Raw genomic sequence first — 16,323 nt, forward strand, 5'->3', positions numbered from 1 at the left:
GCGGGGGGGAGGGGCGAAACCCCCCCCCCCCCCCCCCCCCCCCCCCCTCCCCCCCCCCCCCCCCCCCCCCCCCCCCCCCCCCCCCCCCCCCGTCCGCGGGTCAGACGCCGTCGGCCGTGAGGGCGGAGCGGACCTCGCGGGCGGCGGCGACGAGGTTCTCCAGGGAAGCGCGGGTCTCTGCCCAACCACGGGTCTTCAGTCCGCAGTCGGGGTTGACCCACAGCCGCTCGGCCGGAATGGCTTCCAGGCCGGTGCGCAGCAGAGCGGCCGCCTCCTCGGTGCTGGGGACGCGCGGGGAGTGGATGTCCCAGACGCCGGGGCCCGCCTCGCGCGGGTAGCCGTGGGCGGCGAGTTCTCGGGCGACCTGCATGTGCGAGCGGGCGGCTTCCAGGCTGATGACGTCGGCGTCGAGGTCGTCGATGGCCTGGACGATGTCGCCGAACTCGGCGTAGCACATGTGCGTGTGGATCTGGGTGTCCGGCCGGACCCCGCTGGTGGTGAGCCTGAAGGACTCGGTGGCCCATGCCAGGTACTGCGCGTGGTCGGCGCCGCGCAGCGGCAGCGTCTCGCGCAGGGCCGGCTCGTCGACCTGGATCACCCGGGTCCCGGCCGCCTCCAGGTCGCCCACCTCGTCGCGCAGGGCGAGCGCCACCTGGCGGGCGGTCTCGCCGAGCGGCTGGTCGTCGCGTACGAAGGACCAGGCCAGCATGGTGACGGGGCCGGTCAGCATGCCCTTGACCGGCTTGGCCGTCAGGGACTGGGCGTAGGAGGTCCAGCGGACGGTCATCGGCTGGGGGCGGGAGATGTCCCCCGCCAGGACCGGCGGGCGGACGTAGCGGGTGCCGTAGGACTGGACCCAGCCGTGCTGGGTGGCCAGGTAGCCGGTCAGCTGCTCGGCGAAGTACTGCACCATGTCGTTGCGTTCGGGCTCGCCGTGGACGAGGACGTCGATGCCGGTCTTCTCCTGGAAGGAGACCACTTCCTCGATCTCGCCCTTGATGCGTGCCTCGTAGCCCGCCGTGCCGATGCGCCCGGCGCGCAGGTCGGCGCGGGCCGCGCGCAGTTCGTCGGTCTGCGGGAAGGAGCCGATGGTCGTGGTCGGCAGCAGCGGCAGGCCCAGGTGCGCCCGCTGGGCGGCGGCCCGGTCGGCGTACGGCTGGGAGCGGCGGCCGTCGGCGTCGGTGACGGCCGCGGTGCGGGCCCGGACGGCCCGGTCGTGGGTGAGGGCGGATGCGGCGCGGGAGGCCAGGTCGGCCCGGTTCGCGGCGAGTTCGGGCGCGATGGAGTCCGTGCCCCCGGTCAGTCCTCGGGCCAGGACGGAGATCTCCCGGGTCTTCTGCCGGGCGAAGGAGAGCCAGCGGCGGACCTGCGGATCGATGTCCCGCTCGGCGCCGGCGTCGAGCGGAACGTGCAGGAGGGAGCAGGACGCGGCGACGTCCACCCGGTCGGCGAGGCCCAGGAGAGTGCCGAGGGTGGCCAGCGACTTCTCGAAGTCGTTGATCCAGATGTTGCGGCCGTTGACGACACCGGCCACCAGCCGCTTGCCCGGCAGCCCGCCGACCGCTGCGAGGTCCTCCGGGTTGGCGCCGCCCGCCTCGGTGAAGTCGAGCGCCAGGCCCTCGACGGGGGAGGCGGCGAGCACCTGGAGGGCCTGGCCGAGCCGGCCGAAGTACGAGGCGACGAGCAGCTTGGGGCGGTCGGTCAGGGCGCCGAGGTCGCGGTAGGCGCGGGCGGCGGCCTTCAGCTCGGCCGGGGTGCGGTCCTGCACCAGGGCGGGCTCGTCGAGCTGCACCCACTGCGCCCCGGCGGCCCGCAGGGCCGCGAGGACCTCGGCGTAGACGGGGAGCAGCCGGTCCAGCAGCGCCAGCGGTTCGAAGTCCGCCGCCACGCCGGGAGCCGGCTTGGCCAGCAGCAGGTAGGTGATCGGGCCGACGAGCACGGGGCGGGCGGTGTGGCCGAGCGCGAGGGCCTCCTCCAGCTCGGCGACCTGCTTGGCCGGGTCGGCGGTGAAGACGGTGTCGGGGCCGAGCTCGGGGACCAGGTAGTGGTAGTTGGTGTCGAACCACTTGGTCATCTCCAGCGGGGCGGCGTCCCGGGTGCCGCGCGCCATCGCGAAGTAGCCGTCGAGCGCGTCGGCGGCGACGGCCGCGCGGTGCCGCTCGGGGACGGCGCCGACCATGGCACTGGTGTCCAGGACGTGGTCGTAGTACGAGAAGTCGCCGGTCGGGACTTCGGTGATGCCGGCCTCGGCCAGCTGCTGCCAGTTGGAACGGCGCAGTGCGGCCGCGGTCTCCCGGAGGGCGTCGGCGGTGACCCGGCCCTTCCAGTAGCCCTCGACGGCCTTCTTCAGTTCGCGGTTCTGGCCCTGGCGGGGGTAGCCGTACACGGTGGCTCGTGCTGCCGCGGCTGCGGGCTTGGCTGTCACGGAACTCTCCTTCGCGAGATGTGTCCAGGAACGCCCCGGCGACGGGACGTGGACGCGAAGGAACGACGCGGCGGGCGGCCCGTGGCGCGGAGCCGAAGCCCGCGTCTGCCGCTCGCTGTGTACGCCGACCCGCCCACGAGGTCACCGGGATGTCCGCACGCGAACGGTCGCGTGCGGGCAACGGGCAGGTCTTCGGACTCGCGGGCACGCCTGCCGGTCTCCCGGCGGGCACCTACTGGCCGTCGCTTCCCAGGACCGTTGTCCGGTCCCAGTGCGTATGACGGCGGTCGTTCCCGCTCACCGCTGCGGGGCAGTCCCGGATTCCCACCGGGTTCCCTCTTACGACGCATCCCGCCTGGCGGACGGGGCGAACCAGCTGCACCGGCCACCTTAGGGGATGTCCCGCGCTCCCCGCCGGGAGGGGTGTCAACGCGGCCCGCACGCACGCTCGGTGGGGCACGGCGACACCACTCGCCGTACCCCACCGTTCCCGCGCACCTCCGGGCACCCTCGGCCCGGAGACCTGCCGGGGCCCCTCAGCCCCGGCCGTAGGTGTGGAACCCGCGGCCGCTCTTGCGGCCCAGCAGCCCGGCCTGCACCATCCGCTGGAGCAGCGGGGGCGGGGCGTAGAGCGGTTCCTTGAACTCCTCGTAGAGGGATTCCGCGATGGCCGCGACCGTGTCCAGGCCGATGAGGTCGGCTAGCTTGAGCGGACCCATCGGGTGGGCGCAGCCCAGTTCCATGCCGGCGTCGACGTCTTCAGCACGTGCGAACCCGGATTCGGCCATCCGGATGGCCGACAGCAGGTAGGGGATGAGCAGGGCGTTGACGACGAATCCGGCCCGGTCCTGGGAACGGATCGTGGTCTTGCCCAGGGTGTCCCCGGCGAAGGCCTCCACGGCGGCGAGGGTGTCCGCCGACGTGTGGAGGGAGGACACGACCTCGACGAGCGGCAGTACGGGCACGGGGTTGAAGAAGTGCAGGCCCACCACCCTGTCGGCGCGTCCGGTCGCCATGCCCAGGCGCATGATCGGGATCGCGGAGGTGTTCGTGGCGAGGACGGCACCGGGGTCCGCGACGATCTTGTCGAGAGCGGTGAAGATCTCGGTCTTGACGTCGGGGTTCTCGGTGACCGCCTCGATGACCAGCTGGCGGTCGGCGAGGTCCTCCAGGTCCCCGGTGAACAGCAGTCGGGCCAGCGCGTCCTCCGCGGAGATCCGGTCCAGCCTGCCCCGCTGGACGGCGCGCTCCAGGGAGACGGCGATCCGCTCCCGGGCGGCGCGAGCGGCGGCGGCGTCCGACTCGGCGACGACGGTGTCCAGGCCGGCCCGGGCGCACACCTCGGCGATGCCGGCGCCCATCTGTCCCCCGCCGACGATGCCGACGCGCCGGATGGGGCTCGGCCGTACCGCGGCGTTCACGCGTTCACCTGCGCGGTGAGGGTGGCGGTGCGGACGAGGTGGCGGGTGTAGGCCTCGGGCGTGAAGAAGGCGGGGAGCTGGACCGACAGTGCCGTGTCCACGAAGACCTCGCGCGCTTCGAGGACGAGGGCCTGCGGGTCCTCGGCTTGCAGGGCGGCGCATTCGGCGTCGAGGAGGTCGATGACGGTGCCCCGGTCCACCCGGTCGTGTCGGAGCCACTGCCAGATCTGGACGCGGGCGATCTCCGCGGTCGCGGCATCCTCCATGAGGCCGTTCAGCGCTACGGCGCCGCTGCCGCGCAGCCAGGCGTCGAAGTAGCGCAGGGCGACGGCCACGTTGGAGCGGATGCCCTCGGAGCTCGGCGGGGCGGCGATCCGGCGGACGGACAGCAGATCGGCGGCGGTCACCTCGACGTCCTCACGCGTCCGCTCCAGCTGGTGGGGCCGGTCCCCCAGGACGTTGCCGAAGACCTCCCGGCAGACGGGGACGAGCCCGGGGTGCGCGACCCAGGAGCCGTCGAAGCCGTCCTCGGCCTCCCGCTCCTTGTCGAGCCGCACCTTCGCCAGGGCCGCGGTGTTGGCCTCCGCGTCCCGGCTCGGGACGTGGGCGGCCATCCCGCCGATGGCGTGGGCCCCGCGCCGGTGGCAGGTCCGTACGAGGAGCTCCGTGTAGGCCCGCATGAAGGGGGCGGTCATGGTGACCGCGGCCCGGTCCGGGAGCTGGAAGTCGGTGCGGTGGCCGAAGTTCTTGATCAGGCTGAAGAGGTAGTCCCAGCGGCCCGCGTTCAGGCCCGCGCTGTGCTCGCGCAGCTCGTAGAGGATCTCCTCCATCTCGAAGGCCGCCGTGATCGTCTCGATGAGCACGGTCGCGCGGACCGTGCCGCGGGCAATGCCGAGGAGGTCCTGGGCGTACAGGAAGATGTCGTTCCACAGGCGGGCCTCGTACCGGTTCTCCAGCTTGGGGAGGTAGAAGTACGGGCCGTGGCCGGCGTCGATCTGGCGCTGGGCGCAGTGGAAGAAGTACAGCCCGAAGTCGACCAGCGATGCTGGGACGGGGCGGCCGTCGATCTCCAGGTGCTCTTCGAGGAGGTGCCATCCCCGCGGGCGCACCATGATCGTGGCGAGGTCCGGGCCGAGTCGGTACTCCTTGCCCTCGGGGGTGGTGAAGTCGATGCGGCGCTCGATGGCATCGAGCAGGTTCAGCTGGCCGTCGATGACGTTGCCCCAGGTGGGGGCCGTCGCGTCCTCGAAGTCCGCCATCCACACCCGGGCGCCGGAGTTGAGGGCGTTGACCGCCATGCGGCGCTCCGGCGGGCCGGTGATCTCGACCCTGCGGTCGGTGAGCCCGGGGGCGGGCTCCGCGACCCGCCAGCCGGTGTCGTTACGGACGGCCGCGGTGGCGCGGGAGAAGTCGAGGGGCGATCCGGAGGCCAGGTGGGCGCAGCGGCGGCGGCGCTCCTTGAGGATCTCCAGGCGGCGGCCGGCGAACGCGCCGTCGAGTCGGCCGAGGAACTCCAGGGCCTCGGGGGTCAGGATCTCCTCGTGGCGCTCACCCGGCGCGCCGAGGACCCGGACACTGCTGGTCGGGGGCGTGAATGACATGCGGTTCTTCTCCTCGGCACGGGGCGGCGGGCGCCCGGGGGCGGGGCGCCCGGGTCGGGAAGGAACCCCGGGCGCCGTTGGACGGCAAGCGGCAGGACCTGGGCGGGACTTCTGGGGAGTGTCGTCAAAGTGGCGTCGGCCGCCCGAAGGGCGGGGCCGGCGGAGCGTGCGTGCCGGGCCCCGCCGGCCAGACGGGACTTTGACGACACGACCTAGTGGAACTGCTCTTCCTCGGTGGAGCCGGAGAGCGCGGTGGTGGAGGAGGCGGGGTTGACGGCGGTGGAGACCAGGTCGAAGTACCCGGTGCCGACCTCGCGTTGGTGCTTGACGGCGGTGAAGCCCTGCGCCTGCGCGGCGAACTCCCGCTCCTGGAGGTCGACGTAGGCGGTCATGCCGTGCTCGGCGTAGCCGCGGGCGAGGTCGAACATGCCGTGGTTGAGGGAGTGGAACCCGGCGAGCGTGATGAACTGGAAGCGGTAGCCCATCGCGCCCAGCTCGCGCTGGAACTTGGCGATCTGGTCGTCGTCCAGGGCGGCCTTCCAGTTGAAGGACGGCGAGCAGTTGTAGGCCAGCATCTGGTCCGGGTACTGCGCGTGGATCGCCTCGGCGAACTCGCGGGCCTGCTCCAGGTCCGGGGTGCCGGTCTCGACCCAGATGAGGTCGGCGTACGGGGCGTAGGCGAGGCCGCGGGCGATGACCGGGGCCATGCCGTTCTGTACGCGGTAGAAGCCCTCCGCGGTGCGCTCGCCCGTCGTGAACCGGGCGTCGCGCTCGTCGACGTCGCTGGTCAGGAGGTTGGCGGCGAGGGCGTCCGTACGCGCGATGATCACGGTCGGGGTGTCGGCGATGTCGGCGGCGAGGCGGGCCGCGTTCAGGGTGCGGATGTGCTGGGAGGTGGGGACGAGGACCTTGCCGCCGAGGTGGCCGCACTTCTTCTCGGAGGCGAGCTGGTCCTCGTAGTGGATGCCGGCGGCGCCGGCCGCGATCATCGCCTTGGTCAGCTCGAAGGCGTTCAGCGGGCCGCCGAAGCCGGCCTCCGCGTCGGCGACGATCGGAGCGAGCCAGTCGGTCGTGTCGCTGCCGCCCTCGGCCGTGGCGATCTGGTCGGCGCGCAGCAGCGCGTTGTTGATCCGGCGGACCACCTGCGGGACCGAGTTGACCGGGTAGAGGGACTGGTCGGGGTAGGTGTGCCCGGCCTGGTTGGCGTCGGCGGCGACCTGCCAGCCCGAGAGGTAGATCGCCTGGAGGCCGGCGCGCACCTGCTGGACGGCCTGGCCGCCGGTGAGCGCGCCGAGCGCGTGGATGTAATCCTGTTCGTGGAGCTGGCGCCACAGCCGCTCGGCGCCGCGCCGGGCCAGGGTGTGCTCCTCGCGGATGCTGCCGGACAGCCGGACCACGTCCTCGGCCGTGTAGGTGCGCTCGATGCCCGACCACCGCGGGTCGTCCGCCCACCGCTGCGCCAGCTTCTCGGCCGCTGCCGTCGTGTTCGCCTGTGCCATGACCGTCACCGTTTCCATCCGTCGTTCGTCGCTTGTTGCTGGTCCTGCCAATGCCCGGCCATCAGCCGTCTGGGCATTGGCACGCCGTGCCTCAGTAACCTGCACAACCTGCGCAGAAAGTGCGGCCCGCCGAACTCGCCCGCGGGCCGGAGCTGAGCAATGCTGCCGGTTCCGGCTGGCCACAGGACTGACTCTGGCACTGGCACTTGGTGCCATCAAGGAGGTGTATGTGCCAAGCTTTGCGAATCTTCGAGGCCGGATTTGCCAAGCTTGCGAAGGTCTCAAGGCGGCGCGGGGGCCCTATGCTGGCCGGGCCCGTCCAACGGTGGAGGAGTCCGGTGAGCAAGACGTACGCGGGGGCGCGGCTGCGCAGGCTGCGTGAGGAACGCCGCATGACCCAGGCCGATCTGGCGAGGGTTCTTGGCATCTCCCCCAGCTACCTGAACCAGATGGAGCACGACTCGCGCCCGCTCACCGTGCCGGTGCTGCTGCGGCTCACCGAGGCCTTCGGGGTGGACCCGGGCTTCTTCGCGGAGCGCGACACCAGCCGCATGGTCGCGGACCTGCGCGAGGCACTCGCCCAGCAGGTGGCCGAGAACCGCGTCTCCCCCTCCGATCTGGCGGAGCTGGCCACCCGGATGCCGGCGGTCGCATCCGTACTGCTGGACCTCGGCCGGCGGAGCCAACTGCTGGCCGAGCGGCTCACCGACGCCGCCGACGGGCGAGACGCGGTGGCCGACGCTCCGCGCTCACCGCACGAGGAGATCCGCGAGTTCTTCTACCGCCGCCAGAACTACCTCCACGACACGGACCTCGCCGCGGAGGCACTGGCCCGGGAGATCGGCATCCGTCCCGGGGACGTGGTCCGCGCCCTGACCCGCCGCCTCACCGACCGGCACGGCATCCGCATCACCACCGAGTCCGACCGGCTGCACCACTACGACGCCGGCACTCGGACCCTCCACCTGTCGAACCGCCTCCGCCCGGGACAGCAGGCCTTCCGGATGGCCACCCAGCTCGCCCTGACCGAGTACGGGCAGGAGCTCGACCGGCTCGCCGCGGAGGACTTCCCGCCCGACTCCCCCGCCCGCGCTCTGGCCCGCATCGGCATCGCCAACTACTTCGCGGCCGCGCTGATCCTCCCGTACCCGGCCTTCCACACGGCATCGGAGGAGTTCCGCTACGACATCGAGCGGCTCACGGACCACTTCGGCCTCGGCTACGAGACGGTCTGCCACCGCCTCAGCACGCTCCAACGCCCCAGGCTGCGCGGGGTGCCCTTCTCCTTCGTCCGTGTGGACCGGGCAGGGAACATGTCGAAGCGGCAGTCCGCCACCGGATTCCACTTCTCCCGCGCGGGCGGCACCTGCCCGCTGTGGAACGTGTACGAGGCCTTCGCCGCGCCCGGCCGTATCCACGTCCAGGTCGCCGCGATGCCCGACGGGCAGCGGTACTTGTGGACGGCCCGCGCCGTCACCCGCCACCGCGGCGGCTGGGGCGAGCCCGGCAAGACCTTCGCGATCGGCCTGGGCTGCGAGATCCGCCACGCGTCCCGGCTCGTGTACGCCGACGGCCTCGACCTGGACAACACCGCCGCGGCCACGCCCATCGGCATGGGCTGCCGGCTCTGCGAACGCCTCGACTGCCCCCAGCGGGCCGTCCCGCCGCTCGGCCGCGCCCTGGCCGTCGACGAGAACAGCAGCACCTTCATCCCCTACCCCGTCACCGCCCCTCCGCGGGCCCGCCCGGTCTGAACCGGCCCCGCAGGGAGCGGCGCCGGTTCCGCGCCGCCTCCGCGATCCGCGGATGCGCCGGGAACGATTGTTCGGCGCGGCCCGGGCGGCCGTGCCGGAGGCCACCGATTCGGCGGCGCCGACAGCCCCGAGAACGACCGTCGTCACAGGTCACGAGGCATACCGCCATCGCAGGGGCACCCGCGGGCCGGCACCCGCCGACGGATCCGCCTTCGCAACTTGAGCGCAAATTGCACACATCCCCTCACCGGACGGGCCCCGATGCTCTAGATTGACCCATGCCTCAGATGCTTGGACACAAGGCGACAAATAATGATCTATAGGTTTGGCGCTACGTACATCAAGCGGTCGCATCCTCTGCACCGAACGTTCAAGTGAGCAAGCAATTCCTGAGCCCGGGGGGGCGAGTGGAACATCCGCATTTCCGACGGGCTCCTGCGTGCCTCGGCGCTCCGACAGCACGTCCGGGACCGCTGCCGCCTGGGTCGGTGTTCAAGTAGCGCTGCAGTAGCCGGTATGTGCCATGCGGGGGGTGGGGCCTCCCGATGGAGAAACAGTGTGAGGCGAACACTCCGAACCACTGGTGGCCTGGGGGGGTCCTGTGCAGCAGAGGGAATTAGTCAACCCGTTTCCGGCGGCGCGCGGGCGGCCTGCGAACGGGACGATGAGCCGGCCCGCGATCGACTGGGAACAGCGGTACCGCCGGACCGTCATCACCAGTGACACCGTGGCCACCGCCTTCGTGGTGGCGGCGATCGGCGTCTTCTTCGGGTCCAGGGACGCGGCCAACTGGCACGAGAAGTGGGGAATCCTCGCATTCGGCACCGAGTTACTGGTGCTGGGGGCGCTTGCGGTGAGCCGGTCGTGGGCTCCGGCGGTACTCGGCCAGGGCGGCGCCGAGGAATTCCGCAGGCTCGGACGCTCACTGTTCGCGGCGACCGTCGTCCTCGCACTCGGCGGGATAGCCCTCACCTCGCGCAACATCAGGCTCTGGATCTTCGTCGCGATCCCCGCGATCGCACTCATCACCATGACGGCGCGGTATCTGCTGCGCCTCTGGCTGCACAAACAGCGCAAGGCAGGACGGTGCCTGCGACCGGTGCTCGCCGCCGGGAGCCTGACCACCCTGCACGACCTGATCACCCGGACCCGCAAGTTCCCCCAGCTCGGCTGGCGGGTGGACGCGGTGTGCACGACGGACGGTCTCGGGCCCGACGGCGACCAACTGGACGGCGTACCGGTCGTCGGCCGGCTGACGGAGGTAGCGGGCCACGTCCACCGCGACGGCTACCGCGTCGTCGCGGTCACACCGGACCCGCACTGGTCGCCGAACCGGCTGCAACGGCTGGCTTGGAACCTCGAAGGCAGCGACGCCGAAATGGTCGTGGCCCCGGTGCTGATGGAGGTGGCCGGCCCGCGGCTGCACATCGACGCCGTACTCGGGATCCCGCTGCTGCGGGTCAGCATGCCGACCTTCACCGGGGGCCGCCGAGCCGTCAAAAGGGTCGTCGACCGGCTGGGCGCGGCGGTCCTGCTGCTGCTGTTCGCGCCGCTGATGGTGTTCGTCGGACTGCTCGTACTGGCGGACAGCCGCGGCGGAGCCTTCTACCGCCAGCGCAGGGTAGGCAAGGACGGCCACGAGTTCACCCTGCTCAAGTTCCGCACCATGGTCCCGGGGGCCGACGGGGCACGTGCCGAACTGGCCGAGCTCAACGAGGGCGCCGGCCTGCTGTTCAAGCTCCGCCGGGATCCGCGGGTGACCCGGGTGGGAGCCGTACTGCGCCGGTACTCGATCGACGAACTCCCTCAGCTCTTCAACGTACTCACGGGATCGATGTCGCTCGTCGGCCCGCGGCCTCCGCTGCCGGAGGAGTCCGCCGCGTACGGCCCCGACATCCGGCGGCGCCTGCTGGTCAAGCCGGGGCTCACCGGCCTGTGGCAGGTCAGCGGCCGCAGTGACCTGCCGTGGGAGGAGGCGGTCCGGCTCGATCTGAAGTACGTGGAGGACTGGTCGCTCGCCCTGGACATGGTGATTTTGTGGAAGACCTTCCGTGCGGTGCTCCAAGGGCAGGGTGCCTACTGATGCGCGCAGGGTGCAGTCCGGTCAGCTCGCGGACAGCAGGCCAACAGGGCCTGTCTGGGGGGAGGAACGGTTCATGAGGGTCAGTGTCTTAGGGCTCGGCTACGTGGGCTGCGTGTCGGCCGCGTGCCTGGCCAGCTTGGGCCATGAGGTCATCGGGGTGGACGTGAACCAGGTGAAGGTCGACCTGGTCAACGAAGGCAAGGCCCCGGTGGTCGAGGAGCGGATCGGCGAGCTCATCGCCGAGGTCGTGCGGACCGGGGCGTTGCGCGCCACCGCCGACGTCCGCGAAGCGATCATGAACAGCGAGGTGTCGCTGGTCTGCGTGGGCACGCCCTCGGAGCCCAACGGCAGCCTGTGCACGACGTACTTGGAACGGGTCACCGAGCAGATCGGCGCCGCGGTCGCCGAGCGGGGTGGGCGCCAGACCGTCGTGTTCCGCAGCACCATGCTCCCGGGCACCTGCCTGAACCTGCTGGTACCGATCCTGGAGAAGTACATCGGCGGCACGGCCGGGGTGGACTTCGGCGTCGCGGTCAACCCGGAGTTCCTCCGGGAGGGCACCAGCGTGCGGGACTTCTTCGACCCGCCCAAGACGGTCATCGGCCAGCTCGCCGCGGCCGACGGCGACGTGGTGGCGGCGCTGTACGAGGGACTGCCCGGCGAGGTGTTCCGGGTGCCGGTCCCGACGGCCGAGGCGATCAAGTACGCGGACAACGCGTTCCACGGCCTCAAGATCGGCTTCGCGAACGAGCTGGGCGCCGTGTGCCAGGCGCTCGGTGTGGACTCGCACCAGGTGATGGACGTGTTCCTGGCCGACCGCAAACTCAACATCAGCCCCGCCTACCTGCGGCCCGGCTTCGCCTTCGGCGGCTCCTGCCTGCCCAAGGACCTGCGCAGCCTGGTGCACGCCGCGCGGCAGGCCGACGTATCGGTGCCGATCCTCGCCCACGTACTGCCCTCCAACTCCGAACACCTGCAACGCGCCGTGGAGTTGGTCGAGCGCACCGGCAAGCGCCGGGTGGGCCTGTTCGGGCTGTCCTTCAAACCCGGCACCGACGACCTGCGCGAGAGCCCGCTCGTCGAGCTGGCCGAGCGGCTCTTCGGCAAGGGCTACGACCTGCGGATCTACGACCCCAACGTCAACCTCTCCCGACTGCTCGGCGCGAACCGCGAGTACGTCGAAACGCGGCTGCCGCACCTCGCGAAGCTCCTCGCGGAGTCCGTGGACGAGGTGCTCGCGCATGCCGAGGTGTGCCTCGTCGGGACCGGGGATCCGGACGTGCTCTCCGCGCTGCCCCTGCCCCACGGCGACGGTCCGCTGATCGTCGACCTCATCCGCCTTCCCGACGCCGAGGCGCGCCGGGCCGAACCGGGATACATGGGCCTTGCTTGGTAACGCGAACAGCGGCGACGGCCTCGGCCGCCGCGCGCTGATCCTGGTGGAGAACCTGTCGGTGCCCTTCGACCGGCGGGTGTGGCAGGAGTGCACGACCCTGCGCGACGCTGGCTGGACGGTGCACGTCATCTGCCCCCAGGGGGAGAAGCGGGACACGGAACCGGAGGCGGTGATCGACGGGGTGCGGATCCACCGCTACCCGCTGCGCGCGGCCACCGGAGGGCCGGCCGGGTTCCTGCAGGAGTACGGGACGGCGTTGTGGCACACGTTCCGGCTGGCCCGCAAGGTGGGACCGGTCGACGTGGTCCACGCCTGCAACCCTCCGGACCTGCTATTCCTGCCCTCGCTGTGGCTGAAGCGGCGCGGGGCGCGGTTCGTCTTCGACCAGCACGACCTGGTGCCCGAGCTGTACCTCTCCCGGTTCGACCGCGGCAAGGACCTGCTCTACCGCGCCGTGTGCGCGCTGGAGCGGCTGACCTACCGCACCGCGGACGTCGTGCTCGCCACGAACGAGAGCTACCGGGACGTCGCGATGAGCCGTGGCGGCCGGCGGCCGGAGGACGTCTTCGTGGTGCGCAGTGCGCCCGACACCGACCGGTTCCAGCCGGTGGAGCCCGAGCAGGAGCTGAAGCGCGGCAAGCCCCATCTGCTGTGCTACCTCGGTGTCATGGGTCCGCAGGACGGCGTCGACTACGCCTTGCGGGCCCTGGCGAAGCTGCGTGACGAGCTCGGGCGGACCGACTGGCACGCGGTGTTCGTCGGCGGCGGCGACACCTTCGACGCGATGGTGGAGCTGTCCCGGCAGCTCGGGCTCTCGGAGCAGGTTCAGTTCACCGGGCGCATCCCGGACGCCGACCTGGTGCGCTACCTGTCCACCGCGGACGTGTGCCTCTCCCCCGACCCGCGCAATCCGCTCAACGACGTGTCGACCATGAACAAGGTCCTGGAGTACATGGTGATGGGGCGGCCCATCGTCTCCTTCGACCTCCGGGAGGCGCGGGTCTCCGCCGGTGACGCCGCCGTCTACGCACCCGCCAACGACGAGTCCGAGTTCGCCCGGCTCATCGCGCTGCTGCTCGACGATCCGGAGAAGCGGGCCCAGATGGGCAAGATCGGCCAGGAGCGCATCAGCGGGCCGCTGTCCTGGCGGAACTCGCAGGCGTCGCTGCTCGCCGCCTACGCCGCTGCCTGCCGTGACCGGGCTCCGGTGGCGGCGGGCGACCCGGACCGGGCAAGGCGGAGGCCGCGTCGTTGAGCGATGACACGATACGCCTGGTCACGATCGGGCGGATTATCCGCCGGCGCTGGCGGCTCCTGACCATCCTCACCCTGGTGGGTGCGCTCGTCGGCTACGGCACCTCCCTGCTGTTCCCGCCGCGCTACACGACGTCGGCTTCGGTACTGCTGCCGGGGGCGTGGGAGGAGCGCGAGCTGCTGACGCAGGCGGAGATCGCGACCAGTTCGGTGGTGGTCGACCGGGTGGCCGCCACCATCGGCTGGCCCGGAGTCCGCGGCAGCGAACTGCGGGACCAGGTGAGCGCCAAGGCTTCCGACGGGAACATCATCAAGATCTCGGGCACGGCCGACACCCCGGAGCGCGCACAGCAGCTCTCCGACCAGGTGGCCCGGCAGTTCGTCACGTTCGCCGCACGGATCGCGGGCGACAACAACGACCCCGACACGGCGGCGGGGCCCGAGGCACTGCGGCAGCTGGTGGTGCAGACCAGCCGCCGCATCACCGAGCTGGCCGATGCGGCCGGTGCGGGGCAGACCGTGGAGAGCGTGCAGACCCGCACCGAGCTCACGAAGCTGCGTACCGCGCTGCAGGAGGCCGTCAACAAGCTGGAGCAGGTCGACCCGGCCACCGAGAAGGCCAACATGGTCGTCATGGGGCCGGCGGCCCGGCCGGCCGGCGAGGCACCGCCGACAGCCGTCCAGCTCATCGTCGCCGGGGCACTGTTGTCCTTCCTGCTCGCGGTCATCGGCCATCTCACCGCCGCGCGGATGAGCCGCCGGCTGCGCACCGACCGGGAGATCGCCGCGGCGCTGGGCGCACCGCTGCTGGGTACCGTCGACGTACCCGGTGAACGGCTGGCGCACCGGCCGGAGGGCCGCGGCCTGCGGGCCCGGATCCGCCGGCTGCTGGGCACCGACGTCCGCTGGGACGTGCCGGCCCCGCGGACCTCGGGCGACGAGGCCAGCAGGCAGCTCCGCTACCGGCGGGTCTGCGCCCGGCTGCGGGACCGGCTGCCTGCGCCCCGGCGGCTGCTGGTCCTCGTCCCGGACGGCGACGAGACCGCCCGCCGGGCCGCCGGGCAGCTCGTCACCGAGGCGGGGGGAGATCCTTCCGTGCTGCGGGTGGTGGAGGTTTCGGTGTCCCGGCCGATGGTGCCGGACCGCGAGGACGAGTCCGGTGCCCTGCTGGTGCTCAGCGCGGGGAGCTGGACCGCCGGGGAGCTCGCCGGCATCGCCGAGGCCTGTGCGGACGCCGAGTACGAGATGGTCGGCGCCGTCCTCGCCGGCACGGTCCGGGCCCGTCCGACGCGGTCCGCCGGCCGTCCCCTGGATGCCGTCACGCCGGCGCTCGCGGTTGGCGACGACTCGAGGCGGGGTTCGGTGTGACGACGCGTACGACTTCGGAGCCCACGGCAGCGGCTCCGCTGCTGGACCTCCAGGCGCTGGTGGTCGCGGTGCGCAGGCGCCGCCGGCTCTGGTCCTCCATGGCGCTGTTGGGGCTCCTCCTCGGCGCGGCCGTGGCGGTCCTGCTGCCACCGCCGCCGACCGCGGTGACCAAGGTGCTGGTGGCGCATCAGGCGGACCAGCCGAACGACCCCGGAACGCTGATCCGCACCGATGTCGCGCTGTTGCAGACGACGCGGATCGCCGGCAACGCCCTGCAGTCCCTCAAGTCCTCGGAAAAACCCGAGGACTTCATGAAGGACTACGCGGGCATCGGCCTGACCAACAACCTGTTGCAGATCACGGTGAGCGGTGACAGCGACACCGAGGCGGTGGCCCGCGGCAAGGCGCTGGCCGATGCGTTCGTCGCGGACCATGTGAAGCGGATACAGGAAGCCGCGGACGCCCAGGCCAAGACCCTGCTCGAGCAGCGTGACCGCATGCAGGACGAGCTCGCCCAGGTCAACAAGGCGATCGGGGACGGAGCGCGGGAGACCGGGCCGAAGGCGTCGGCGAACACGGAGTCGCTCTTCGCCCGCCGCGCCGAACTCACCGCGCGGATCGCCGATTTCGGCCAGCGTGCCGCGGAGGCCCGCGTCGGCACGCCCCAGCTCATCGCCGGCACGCAGATCGTGGACGCACCGCGCGCGCTGCGGCACTCCCTGCCCAGGACCGCTGCCACCAACGCCGCGATCGGGCTGGTCCTCGGGCTCGTCCTCGGGCTCGCGGTGGCCGCGATCGGCACGGTGGTGGCGGACCGCCCCGTGCTGCGTCGCGACATCGCGGCGAACCTCGGCGTCTCGGTCATCGCGGAGCTGCCCCTCCGGGCACCACGGCTGTGGCAGCGCCGACGGGTCCGGGCGGAACGCGAACGGCTCACCGCGTCCCTGACCCGGACCGTGCGCGGCTCCTCGGAACCGGTGTCGCTGCTGGAACTGGGCTGTGCGCGCAGTACGGGCGCGATCGCCCTGGACCTCGCCGGGGCGCTGGGGGCGGAGGGGCCGGTGGTCATCGTCGACGCGCTGCCCGGCATGCAGCTCGCCAACCGCCGCCGCCCGAAGCCGGGAGACCCGGCCGTGGTCAGCGGCGAGGATGCCTCGGCCGCGTCGGACCAGGGGCGCCGGCTCGGCGTCGGCTCGGTGGCGCCCGGCGCCGCGTGGACCGACCTCCAGTACCTCGGCACCCGCACCGTGCTCGTCGTACGCGCAGGGCACGGCAGCGCCGCATGGCTGCACACCGTGGCGCGGCAACTCGCGGACCAGCGCATCGCGGTGATCGGTGCGGTGCTGATCGACCCCGATCCGCGTGACCGGACCGACGGCACGCTGTGGGACGGGCCGCACGGCGCGACGCGCGGCCAGAACGAGCCGTCGGCCCGGCAGAACGGGACGGGCCGGCGGCGGGCGGAGCGACTGCCGACATGGGCGGCGCGGGTACCGGACAGCGACCAGGAGGCGCAGTAGCA

General features: G+C 72.0%; 10 protein-coding genes and 1 riboswitch. Of the genes, 6 read left to right on the forward strand and 4 right to left on the reverse strand.

The window, feature by feature from the left end:
• Nucleotides 1–100: 100 nt before the first annotated feature.
• From metE to aceA, 4 genes are all read right to left on the reverse strand, one after another.
• Complete coding sequence (gene metE, locus ACZ7GJ_RS18440; protein WP_470752903.1) at nucleotides 101–2,425, reverse strand: 5-methyltetrahydropteroyltriglutamate--homocysteine S-methyltransferase; 2,325 nt, start codon at nucleotides 2,423–2,425, stop codon at nucleotides 101–103.
• 166 nt (nucleotides 2,426–2,591) lie between these two features.
• Nucleotides 2,592–2,817, reverse strand: a riboswitch (cobalamin riboswitch).
• A gap of 144 nt (nucleotides 2,818–2,961) precedes the next feature.
• On the reverse strand, nucleotides 2,962–3,846 hold the full coding sequence (locus ACZ7GJ_RS18445; protein WP_470752905.1) for a 3-hydroxybutyryl-CoA dehydrogenase: 885 nt from the start codon (nucleotides 3,844–3,846) through the stop codon (nucleotides 2,962–2,964).
• Entirely contained in the window at nucleotides 3,843–5,447 is a 1,605-nt protein-coding gene (aceB, locus tag ACZ7GJ_RS18450) for a malate synthase A (protein ID WP_470752906.1), read from the reverse strand. Before aceB ends, ACZ7GJ_RS18445 begins: the two co-directional genes overlap by 4 nt.
• Before the next feature lie 212 nt (nucleotides 5,448–5,659).
• A complete protein-coding gene (aceA, locus tag ACZ7GJ_RS18455) occupies nucleotides 5,660–6,946 on the reverse strand; it encodes an isocitrate lyase (RefSeq protein WP_470752907.1) in 1,287 nt (428 codons plus the stop codon).
• Nucleotides 6,947–7,284: 338 nt separating this feature from the next.
• Between aceA and ACZ7GJ_RS18460 the strand changes: the two genes are divergently transcribed.
• The 6 genes from ACZ7GJ_RS18460 to ACZ7GJ_RS18485 all read left to right on the forward strand — a co-directional run bounded on the left by ACZ7GJ_RS18460 (nucleotide 7,285) and on the right by ACZ7GJ_RS18485 (nucleotide 16,321).
• Nucleotides 7,285–8,700, forward strand: a complete 1,416-nt coding sequence (locus ACZ7GJ_RS18460; protein ID WP_470752909.1) for a short-chain fatty acyl-CoA regulator family protein — start codon at nucleotides 7,285–7,287, stop codon at nucleotides 8,698–8,700.
• A 601-nt stretch (nucleotides 8,701–9,301) separates the two neighbouring features.
• The gene (locus ACZ7GJ_RS18465) at nucleotides 9,302–10,783 is read left to right on the forward strand and encodes a sugar transferase (protein ID WP_470752911.1); all 1,482 of its coding nucleotides are present in this window, start codon (nucleotides 9,302–9,304) and stop codon (nucleotides 10,781–10,783) included.
• Nucleotides 10,784–10,856: 73 nt separating this feature from the next.
• On the forward strand, nucleotides 10,857–12,179 hold the full coding sequence (locus tag ACZ7GJ_RS18470; protein WP_470752913.1) for a nucleotide sugar dehydrogenase: 1,323 nt from the start codon (nucleotides 10,857–10,859) through the stop codon (nucleotides 12,177–12,179).
• A complete protein-coding gene (locus ACZ7GJ_RS18475; protein ID WP_470752915.1) occupies nucleotides 12,169–13,434 on the forward strand; it encodes a glycosyltransferase family 4 protein in 1,266 nt (421 codons plus the stop codon). The genes ACZ7GJ_RS18470 and ACZ7GJ_RS18475 overlap by 11 nt, the downstream gene beginning before the upstream one ends.
• Entirely contained in the window at nucleotides 13,431–14,801 is a 1,371-nt protein-coding gene (locus ACZ7GJ_RS18480; RefSeq protein WP_470752918.1) for a Wzz/FepE/Etk N-terminal domain-containing protein, read from the forward strand. The genes ACZ7GJ_RS18475 and ACZ7GJ_RS18480 overlap by 4 nt, the downstream gene beginning before the upstream one ends.
• The gene (locus tag ACZ7GJ_RS18485) at nucleotides 14,798–16,321 is read left to right on the forward strand and encodes a Wzz/FepE/Etk N-terminal domain-containing protein (protein ID WP_470752919.1); all 1,524 of its coding nucleotides are present in this window, start codon (nucleotides 14,798–14,800) and stop codon (nucleotides 16,319–16,321) included. The genes ACZ7GJ_RS18480 and ACZ7GJ_RS18485 overlap by 4 nt, the downstream gene beginning before the upstream one ends.
• The last annotated feature ends 2 nt before the right edge of the window (nucleotides 16,322–16,323 follow it).

The organism is Streptomyces sp. NPDC037242 (genome assembly GCF_055604165.1).